Origin of the sequence: Brenneria alni (genome assembly GCF_003666245.1) — a bacterium.
GTDB classification, from domain to species: Bacteria; Pseudomonadota; Gammaproteobacteria; order Enterobacterales; family Enterobacteriaceae; genus Brenneria; species Brenneria alni.
The window spans coordinates 1-9,666 of the sequence record NZ_MJLZ01000068.1 but is presented as its reverse complement, the minus strand read 5'-3'; the positions used below and the strand labels follow the sequence as shown (position 1 = coordinate 9,666).

General features: G+C 48.4%; 8 protein-coding genes and 1 tRNA gene. 3 read left to right on the top strand and 6 right to left on the bottom strand.

Going from position 1 to position 9,666, the window contains the following annotated elements; translation table 11 throughout:
- The first annotated feature begins 151 nt into the window (after positions 1–151).
- Both BIY29_RS19010 and BIY29_RS19005 read left to right on the top strand, forming a co-directional pair.
- A complete protein-coding gene (locus BIY29_RS19010; RefSeq protein WP_121576590.1) occupies positions 152–523 on the top strand; it encodes a plasmid mobilization protein in 372 nt (123 codons plus the stop codon).
- Positions 520–2,010: a relaxase/mobilization nuclease domain-containing protein gene (locus tag BIY29_RS19005; protein ID WP_121576589.1), complete on the top strand. Its 1,491-nt coding sequence runs from the start codon at positions 520–522 to the stop codon at positions 2,008–2,010. The genes BIY29_RS19010 and BIY29_RS19005 overlap by 4 nt, the downstream gene beginning before the upstream one ends.
- A gap of 35 nt (positions 2,011–2,045) precedes the next feature.
- Here the strand turns inward: BIY29_RS19005 and BIY29_RS19000 are convergent, their stop codons facing one another.
- Together BIY29_RS19000 and BIY29_RS18995 are read right to left on the bottom strand one after the other, a co-directional pair.
- Positions 2,046–3,320 carry a tyrosine-type recombinase/integrase gene (locus BIY29_RS19000; protein ID WP_121576588.1) on the bottom strand — a complete coding sequence of 425 codons (1,275 nt, stop codon included), beginning with the start codon at positions 3,318–3,320 and terminating at the stop codon, positions 2,046–2,048.
- 182 nt (positions 3,321–3,502) lie between these two features.
- Positions 3,503–3,578: transfer RNA gene (locus BIY29_RS18995), tRNA-Phe, on the bottom strand.
- Positions 3,579–4,224: 646 nt separating this feature from the next.
- Between BIY29_RS18995 and BIY29_RS18990 the strand changes: the two genes are divergently transcribed.
- Positions 4,225–6,381, top strand: a complete 2,157-nt coding sequence (locus BIY29_RS18990) for an ornithine decarboxylase (RefSeq protein ID WP_121576587.1) — start codon at positions 4,225–4,227, stop codon at positions 6,379–6,381.
- A 171-nt stretch (positions 6,382–6,552) separates the two neighbouring features.
- Here BIY29_RS18990 and BIY29_RS18985 read toward each other — a convergent pair whose 3' ends face one another.
- The 4 genes from BIY29_RS18985 to BIY29_RS18970 all read right to left on the bottom strand — a co-directional run.
- Positions 6,553–7,971, bottom strand: a complete 1,419-nt coding sequence (locus BIY29_RS18985; RefSeq protein ID WP_121576586.1) for a coniferyl aldehyde dehydrogenase — start codon at positions 7,969–7,971, stop codon at positions 6,553–6,555.
- Between the two features lie 38 nt (positions 7,972–8,009).
- Positions 8,010–8,687 (bottom strand): type 1 glutamine amidotransferase domain-containing protein, encoded by a 678-nt coding sequence (locus BIY29_RS18980; protein ID WP_121576585.1) that lies wholly within the window; start codon positions 8,685–8,687, stop codon positions 8,010–8,012.
- Positions 8,688–8,738: 51 nt separating this feature from the next.
- Positions 8,739–9,470 carry a TetR/AcrR family transcriptional regulator gene (locus BIY29_RS18975; protein WP_240630222.1) on the bottom strand — a complete coding sequence of 244 codons (732 nt, stop codon included), beginning with the start codon at positions 9,468–9,470 and terminating at the stop codon, positions 8,739–8,741.
- Positions 9,461–9,666: integrase core domain-containing protein (locus tag BIY29_RS18970; RefSeq protein ID WP_147437148.1), on the bottom strand; the 206-nt coding region annotated here is incomplete at its 5' end. The genes BIY29_RS18975 and BIY29_RS18970, both read right to left, overlap by 10 nt.

Here is a 9,666-nt window from a genome sequence, read left to right as displayed (position 1 = left end):
AAATAGTGATGAAAGAAGGCTATGTTATTTCGTGTCTCATAGATATATACAAGAAAATAAAGCTGATAATCTTCTAAAGTCTTTGATTGATGAAAATGATGAGGACTATATAAAAGCAATAAGAGATTATATGTTTACAGGTGGTTAATATATGGATACAGACAGAAAAAGAGGACGTATAGAATTAAATCACGAAGAACGCAGAGATATATCTATACAGTTTAGAGTAAACAAAGCAGAGTTTGAATATTTAAAAGAACTTGTTGAGGCGTCCGGCCTTGAGAGGGGGCATTACATTAGAAAAGAGATTTTAAAATCTGAACCTATTGTTAAAAGAAAAATGCCAGATTTTGAGCAATCATTGTATAGAGAAATACAACATCAAGGCAATAATATAAATCAGATTGCTAAAAGACTACATACCAATGAAGACTTTAAACAGTCGGTAGCCTCAGAAGCTAACTTTGCCATAAAGCAACTTATGAAAAGAATATTAAAAGCTTGTGAGGTTTATACCGTATGAAAGGAAATGTAGCTAAAACAGGAAGATCATTTAAAAATAGGGTTGAGTATATATTAAAGGATGATCACAATTTCATATGTAGCAATATGGCAAGTGATTTTAATAATGTTAGTAATTTAACTGATGAGTTTAAAACTGTAAGCAGCTTTAGACAAGATATAAAAAAACCAGTCTTTCATGCATTTTTATCTCTTCCAAAGAATGAACATTTAACAGATGAACAATGGCAAGAGATAGCAAAAGACTATTTGAAAGAAATGAATATTGATATAGACAAACATCAATATATTTGTGTGCGTCATAAAGATACAGATCAAGACCATATTCATATAGTAGCCAATCGTGTTGGGCTTGATGGTTCTGTATGGCATGGTCAGCACTCAGCATTTAATACAATAGCAGCTTGTGAACGTTTAGAAGTAAAGCACGGCTTAACCATCACACAGGGGCTTAAAGGTCAAAAATCAGAGGTATCAGCACCAACTAAGAACGAGATCGAGCAAGCCCTCCGCACTGGTGAAAAACCAGCTCGTATCGTGCTACAGAACGCATTACAGGCGGCTATGGTAGGAAAACCAGACCTTGAGACATTCATAGACAGACTGCAGGCTGTAGGCATCGATCCGGCCTTCAACGTTGCAAGCACTGGCAACGTCGCCGGAGTGTCGTTTGGTATCAAAAATAATGAAAAAAATATTTATTTTAAAGGCTCACAGTTAGGTAAAAAATACAGTTGGAATACTATTAAAGGCAAGGTGAAATATGACAAAAATAGAGATGATGAACTCGTTAGAAGATTCTCAGCAAGAAAAACAGATGACGAAAATAGTATTAGACGATCATTTGTTGAACCAAATATCAATGACGATAGAACCATTATCAGAAACGATGATGATATTATCGGAGTCAGTCAGCACAGCATTAAATCAGACACAACAGACATTAACAAGAGTGAACAACTCATTAGAGGCAACAACAACCGCTTTAAACTCAGCGAAAAATACAATAGATCAACAAGCCCAAAAGTTAGAAGAACAACACAAAAAGCTGCACAAGTACTCAACAGAGTTAAAAAACAATACAATAAAGAACCAATCAAAACTTATAATCAAGGTGGCTTCAATAGTAGGAGTTCTAAACTTAGCAGCGGTTCTATTAGTAGGATACTTGATCATGCAGAAACAGCCAACGCAGCCACAAATAAATTTAGACTCAAGAGCGGTAGCCGTTTCAATAGTAGAGCAGCTAAGATCGAAGAAATAAGAGATCGTTTAGGTATTAAAAAACCAGTTATCCAGCCAAAGAATAAAGAAAAAATAGTTATAGAAGAAATAAAGAAAAAACCTTTAGGTTTGAGTATGGATGAAAATAGGTTTAAATCGAAGTTAAAAGAAGCTCTTAAAAAAGAAAAGCCAAAAAATGAAACAACACCACTACAGCAGGAAGACGAACAGCATTTAAAACCAAGAGGTTTTAAACCGCGATAAAAGAGGCTTAAAGCCTCCTTTATCGTTTTTGGTAATCAGTTATTTATTCTGGCAAAATCAAACGGCATAATATGCCTTTCTTTGTTTGCGTCTAAATAATCAGCCCACCATTGAAGCATTAACCGCCTTTGGGTAATATGCTTGGCTTTATGAATATAAGCAGCACGAACATTATTTTGTTCTTTATGGCTCATTTGCCTTTCTATAGCGTCTTCAGTCCATATGCCGGATTCAACCAGACTACTACAAGCCATTGTGCGGAAACCGTGGCCGCATATATCTTTTTGTGTATCATAGCCCATGAGCCTTAAGGATTTATTGATTGTGTTTTCGCTCATTGGTTTTCGGTAGTCATGGCTACCAATGAAAATTAATCCCTGCCCATCTGAAACATCATAACTAATCTCTTTTAGTTCTTCTAATATTTTTATAGCTTGTTTACAGAGAGGGACATAATGCGGTATCCGCATTTTAGATCCTCGCTCAGAAAATCTAACGTTCTCGATCTCGTCTCTTTCTGGTGGAATAATCCATAAAGCATTTTTGAAATCTATTTCAGGCCAACGGGCAAACCTCAATTCACTTGAACGGATGAATACAAGCATAGTGAGCTTTAAAGCCAATACCGTTAATCTACGACCATTATAAGCATCAATACGAGCAAGTAGATCGGGTATTTGCTCAAGTTCAAGCGCTGGGTAATGTGTCCTTTTGGGGGTGATTAACGTGCCGCCAAGTTCATTAGCGGGATTATTGTTAATCATATCTTCTTGAACAGCATAACGCATGATAGCTGTAATACGTTGTTTCAGGCGTGAAGCCGTTTCGTGCTGGCCTTTACCCTCAATTTTACGAAGCGGAAGCAACAGATCGCGCGTAGTCAACTTGGTAATATTTTTTGAGCCGATAGCAGGGAAAAGATGATTGATGAGGCTATTTAAAATCCGTTCACTATGCTGAGGTATCCAGCGCTCACTGACAGACATTTTTTTGTGCCAGTCCCGCGCCACTGCCTCAAACGTAAAATCTCCGCGCTCCTCAGCTTTTACAGCCTTTTTTTGCTGCAACGGGTCAACTCCATTAGCTAACAGAGATTTCATCTCTAAGAGGCTTGTACGGGCTTCTGAGAGCGATACAGAAGGGTAGGTGCCAATCGAGAACACTTTCTGCTTACCATCATAGCGATAAGCCGCTTGCCAGTATTTGGAACCGTTGGGATGCACCAGCAGATAAAGCCCCTTACCATCTGATAGCTTGATCTGTTTGTCGGAAGGCTTGGCGTTTTTTACAGCAATATCAGTTAAGCGCATAGCAAGCCTCCTGTGCAAATGTTGGTAAAAATCCCATCGAACTGAGATTACCAACATTTTTACCAACAAATAGGGGGCGCTGCCAGTAGATTTTAACGGACAGTAGTAGACAACTGGAAGGAGATAACTTGTTGACTTTATAAAGCAAAACGGACGTCAGTAGACGTCCGTTTCTAAATGAGTGGTGCCCGGACTCGGAATCGAACCAAGGACACGAGGATTTTCAATCCTCTGCTCTACCGACTGAGCTATCCGGGCAACGGGGCGCATTAAACCGTATTGACTGTGCGCCGTCAACGGGTTTCTGTCACAAACCCGCGTGCCTGCTCTATTTTCAGGCAATAATAGCGGTTGTGTTTATCCTGTCGGTAATCGGCGCTGCAAGGGTTTTATTGGCAATAGCGTCTTTGGCTGTAATGTCACGCTCTGGTATAAAATGGGGGTACTTGTTTCTTGAATTTGATGAAAAATAATGCCAATATTGCGCGGTTTTTTAACGTTCTGTTCGCTTGAACTCCCTGTTCACCTGTAGTTAAGAGGGCTGCTGATATGTCGGATTCATTGCTCATGGTGCAAAATTACTGCGCCGGATCTTTGATGATGTCGCTGCCGGCCTCCCGTTTTAGCCGCCTTTCTCTGTCTCTTCGATTATCCCCCGCCACCATGCGGTGAGGCGTTTGTACGCTCGCTGTTAGGCATGATTAAAAATAGAGTTTTGCTCTGATTTTACTGATGTCTATCGGATGGTGCTGGCTCCAGTTTACCCATTCTTAACCTACAGTAATAACTGTAGGGATCATGCGCTTGTCGTTATTGATTGGCATTGTGATTGGTCGGGATTGCTATCCCTGCGCTGTGTCTTCCGGACACGTACACTCATCCTTAACCGTTTGGGTTTGGTTAAATGAAACAGTTAAAAATTGCGGCTAATACGGCGGTTGCCGCCCGTTTAATCACGGCGCGTGAAATTGTTGCGCTGAGTCAGACTGATTTTACCGATGTGGCAGCTGTGGTGGTCTCTATTGAAGAAGCGCACTGTGGGATCCTGTCAATATTACATCATTCCGGTTTTACTATTCCGGCTTTTGTCGTGCGGAATAATGACTCAGATTCACTGTCTGAAATGTTGCCGACCGGCAGCGAGTGGTTACTGCTGGATGACTCCGGTGACCATGCCGATGTGCTGGAAAATGCAGCACAGGCGTATCAGGATGCAATGCTGCCGCCATTTTTCGATACGTTGATTAAGTATGTTGAAATGGAAAATACCACCTTCGCCTGCCCAGGGCATCAGGGGGGGAATTTCTTTCGTAAACACCCCGCAGGACGACAGTTTTTTGATTTTTATGGCGAAAATATTTTCCGGTCAGATATTTGCAATGCCGATGTCAAGCTGGGCGATCTGCTGATCCATGAAGGCGCTGCCAAGAAAGCGCAGAAATTCGCTGCCCGTGTATTCAATGCGGATAAAACCTATTTTGTGCTCAATGGGACATCCGCCGCCAATAAAGTGGTCACCAATGCGTTGTTGACTCGCGGTGATTTGGTGTTGTTCGATCGCAACAATCATAAATCCAACCACCACGGTGCGCTGATCCAGGCCGGGGCAACACCGGTCTATCTGGAAACGGTGCGTAACCCTTTCGGCTTTATCGGCGGGATTGATGCACATTGTTTTGATGAAGCCTATTTACGTAAGCTGGTAAGTGAAGTAGCGCCGGAACGCGCCAATGAACCGCGCCCGTTCCGTCTGGCGGTGATCCAGCTTGGCACCTATGACGGCACCATTTATAACGCACGTCAGGTGGTGGATAGTATCGGCCACCTGTGCGACTACATTCTGTTTGATTCCGCCTGGGTGGGTTACGAGCAGTTTATTCCGATGATGGAACAGTGCTCACCGCTGTTGCTGGATCTGAATGAGAACGATCCGGGTATTTTTGTCACTCAATCGGTGCATAAGCAACAGGCAGGATTCTCGCAAACGTCGCAGATACATAAGAAAGATACCCACATCAAAGGGCAGCGGCGTTTCTGTAACCATAAACGTTTTAACAATGCGTTTATGTTGCATGCGTCTACCAGCCCGTTCTACCCGCTGTTTGCCGCACTGGACGTGAATGCCAAAATGCATGAGGGCGCCAGCGGTCGTCGTTTATGGCTGGAGTGTGTGAAAACCGGCATTGAGGCGCGTAAACAGTTGCTGGCGCGTTGTGATTTGATTCAGCCGTTTGTGCCGACAATGGTCGCGGGGATACCGTGGCAGGATCATGATACCGGGGTGATGGCGCATGACGTGCGTTTCTTCAACTTTGAGCCGGGCGAAAAGTGGCACGCCTTTGATGGCTATGCCCAGAACCAATATTTTATCGATCCCTGTAAATTACTGTTAACCACGCCGGGTATTGATGTGGTCAGCGGTGAATATACTGACTTCGGCATTCCGGCGACCATTCTGGCCAACTACCTGCGCGAGCATGGCATCATCCCTGAAAAATGCGATCTGAACTCGATCCTGTTCCTGCTTACGCCTGCGGAAGACAGCATTAAAATGCAGCGCCTTGTTGAAGCCATCGTCCATTTTGAGCAGCTTATAGAGCGAGATGCCCCATTAAGTGAGGTTCTGCCCAGCTTGTACCATAAATATGAACAGCGCTATCACGGTTATACGCTGCGTCGGCTTTGTCAGGAAATGCATGATTTTTACGCCAGCCATAATGTGAAAGACTTGCAAAAAGCGATGTTCCGTAAAAGCTCACTCCCGCAGGTAGAGATGTTGCCACAGGAAGCAAACCGCGCATTTGTGCGGGGCAACATTGAATTGGTGCCGATTGCTCAGGCCGCAGGCCGTATCGCGGCAGAAGGGGCTTTGCCTTATCCGCCGGGCGTGTTGTGCGTGGTGCCGGGGGAAATGTGGGGCGGGGCGGTACAGCGTTATTTTCTGGCGCTGGAAGCCGGCATCAACCTGTTGCCGGGGTTTTCGCCCGAACTGCAAGGCGTCTACAGCGTGGCTGAGGAAGATGGCAGTAAACGGCTGTACGGTTATGTCATAGAGCAATAAGTCTTGTACTGTTCTCATGCCCGGAGGCGGGCCTCAGTCAGATCATTCTTTTGTACATCAAACAGAGAAATGGCCGTCGCACCTGTCTGGTGAAAAGTTTGCATCGGGTTTTCCTGGGGGAAAAATATCACGGGGGAATGTCAGCCGATCCGTCGGGATCGGCTGCATGGTTCAGCCTGCCAGCAGGGCTTCGATTTCCGCCAGACCAGGGGCATAGGGCGCACGCAGGCGCAGATTGAGTTCACCGTCAGGGCTTTGCACCACCACCGCTTTGGCATGACTGAAACGGCGGAAGCCGTGGATGCCGTGATAGGCGCCGATGCCTGACGCTCCTACGCCGCCGAATGGCACGCTCTCGACCGATGCGTGAGTCATTACGTCGTTGATCACCAGCGCGCCGGAGGTGGTGCGTTCGCTAAACTGTTGCTGGCGCACCGGATCCTGACTGAAGTAGTAGGCGGCCAGCGGACGCGGATGGGTGTTGATATAGTCCAGCGCTTCGTCGGCGCTGCGATAGGTCTTGATCGGCAGGAGCGGCCCGAAGATTTCTTCCTGCATCACCAGCATCTCGTCTGTGACGTCGAGCACCAGCGTCGGCGCCAATTTGCGGGTGGTCGCATTAGCGTTCGCTTCTCCTTCCGGCTCCAGCCCGATGACCGTGGCGCCTTTGGCGCGAGCGTCATCCAGCAGGCTCTGTAGGCGCTGGAAGTGACGCTCGCTGACGATAGATGTGTAGTCCGGGTTGCCTTGTAGTGTCGGGAAGATTCGGGCAACGAAACGACGTGCGTGATCCACGAAAGCGTCGCGGGCGTTTTCAGGCAGTATCACGTAGTCGGGGGAAATACAGATCTGACCGGCGTTGAAAGTTTTGACTGTCAGCACCCGTTCGGCGGCCATCTGCACATCGGCATCAGTATCGATAACCACTGGCGACTTGCCGCCCAACTCCAGCGTTACCGGCACCAGGTTCTCGGCCGCTGCCCGCATCACATGACGGCCAACGCCGGTACTGCCGGTGAATACCAGATGGTCGAACGCCTGGGCGCTGAAAGCTGCGCCCACCTCGGCATCACCGAGCACTGTGGTCAGTTCCAGCGGATCGAAATAGCGGCCAATCAGGTCGGCCAGCAGTTCGGCGGTGCGAGGAGTCAACTCAGACGGTTTGATCAAGGCGCGGTTGCCTGCGGCAAATACGCCCGCCAACGGGCTAAAGGCCAGATTGAGTGGGAAGTTCCACGGGCTGATAATGCCGACCACGCCCAGCGGCTGGTACTGCACGCGAGCCTGTACGCCGGGGGCTGGCTCGGGTTGTTCCTCGGCTTGCATCCATTGCTCCAGATTTTCCGCCGCGTACTGCAATGCGCCGACAGAAGACAGTACATCGGCCAGCAGAGTCTGGTAAGGGCTGCGATGCCCATAATCGGCACTGATCGCCGCCACCAGTTCCTGGTGGTGCCCGGTGAGCAATTTCACGGCGCGGTCCAGACGGTCACGGCGTAACTCCGCGCTGGCCGGGCCATCCTGAACGTGAGCATGTTTCATTGCGGCTACGGTTGCGGCCAGTGTTGCTGCGGTAACGGGAGAATTCATCATTAACTCCGTAAAACTTTGAATGAGAGGGCGGATGGTCAAGCCAACTGCTTGATCAGGGCTTCGGCCACGGCTTCGGAACTGGCGGGATTCTGGCCGGTGGTCAAGTGACCGTCGGTGACGATGTAGGGTTGCCAGTCGGCGCCTTTCTCATACAGGCCACCCTGGCGCTTGAACTCATCTTCAATCAGAAACGGCACCACCTGGCTCAATTGCACCGCATCTTCTTCACTATTGGAAAAACCGGTGACCTTGCGCCCTTTAACCAATGGCTGACCATCAGCAGCGCGCACGTGGCGTAATGCCCCCGGCGCGTGGCAGACCAGTCCGAATGGCTTGCCGGCACGATCGAAAGCCTCAATCAGCGCGATCGAATCAGCACTCTCGGCCAGATCCCACAGCGGGCCATGGCCACCGGGATAGAACACGGCATCAAAATCAGACTCGCGCACATCGGCCAGTTTGCCGGTGTTGGCCAGCGCCTCTTGAGCTTGCGGATCCTTGCGGAAACGTTCGGTTGCGGCAGTCTGCGCTTCCGGTTCGTCGCTCTTGGGATCCAGCGGCGGTTGACCACCCAGCGGCGAAACCAGCGTCAATTGCGCACCCGCATCCTTGAACACATAGTAAGGGGCGGCGAATTCTTCCAGCCAGAAACCGGTTTTCTTGCCTGTGTCGCCGAGGCGGTCGTGTGAGGTAAGAACGATCAAAATGTTCATATCAGGGATTCCTTAGGTTTGAATTTCAGTGAACGGTGAGTAAAAGTGCCATCAAATGCTTCCTGTCGGGACGAGCAACAATTCGGTGGTCGACAGTGCTTGCTGTAGCGGCGCTTTGTCTTGATTCAGTTTAGACAGCAGAGCGGCGCCTAACCAGAGCTGGTACAACGCTTGCGCGGTAGCCTCCGGCGCCAGCGCTGTCGGTAGCGAACCGTCGTGCTGGCCGTCCGCCACTACGTCAGCGATGCGGGCGACCAGCCGCTTCACGCCGTCGCACAGGATCAGACGCATGTCTTCAGACAGATCCGCTATCTCGGCGGCGAGCTTGACCACCAGACAGTGCTCGGCCCAGCCGCCCAACTGCGGATCGTCGATCCATGCCGTCCAGTAGTGCATCAGGCGTTCGCGCCCGCTGCTTGCGCCGGGCGCGAATATCATGTCCAGCCGCTGTTCGTAATCGCTGACGTAATGCTCCAGCAGTACGCAGCCGAACTGCTCCTTGGATGGGAAGTAGTGATAGAACGAGCCTTTGGGCACTTCGCAGGAATCGAGTATTTCCTTCAGGCCCACCCCGATAAAACCCTTGCGCAGCACCAGTTTTCGGCCTGTGTCGAGAATGTGTTGGCGGGTGAGTTCAGCTTTACGTGTTGTTTTCATGTGTCTACCATATATCATAATAGACCGGTCGTCTACAAAATAATGGCTGGTTTTGGCAGGCCGTAGTGCGTGAAACCTGTGCTGTTGCAAATGACGGTATGTAGTCCCTCCGGTTTTTAGTACCACCGCCAATGAGGATCTCCGGCCAGTTTTTGCCGCGCATAGATAACGGGTGGCATATCACCCAGTGAGCTATGCGGACGTTCTTCGTTGTATTCTGCGCGCCAGTCTTCTGTTAGCACACGGACTTCTGACAGTGTTCTGAACAGATACATGTCAAGTATTTCTGTTCGTAGTGTTTTATTAAATCGCTCAATAAATC

Coding starts and splice junctions, on each gene's coding strand:
- BIY29_RS19000 (WP_121576588.1), bottom strand. CDS start 3,320: ATGCGCTTAACTGATATTGCTGTAAAAAACGCCAAGCCTTCCGACAAA.
- BIY29_RS18990 (WP_121576587.1), top strand. CDS start 4,225: ATGAAACAGTTAAAAATTGCGGCTAATACGGCGGTTGCCGCCCGTTTA.
- BIY29_RS18985 (WP_121576586.1), bottom strand. CDS start 7,971: ATGAATTCTCCCGTTACCGCAGCAACACTGGCCGCAACCGTAGCCGCA.
- BIY29_RS18980 (WP_121576585.1), bottom strand. CDS start 8,687: ATGAACATTTTGATCGTTCTTACCTCACACGACCGCCTCGGCGACACA.
- BIY29_RS19005 (WP_121576589.1), top strand. CDS start 520: ATGAAAGGAAATGTAGCTAAAACAGGAAGATCATTTAAAAATAGGGTT.
- BIY29_RS19010 (WP_121576590.1), top strand. CDS start 152: ATGGATACAGACAGAAAAAGAGGACGTATAGAATTAAATCACGAAGAA.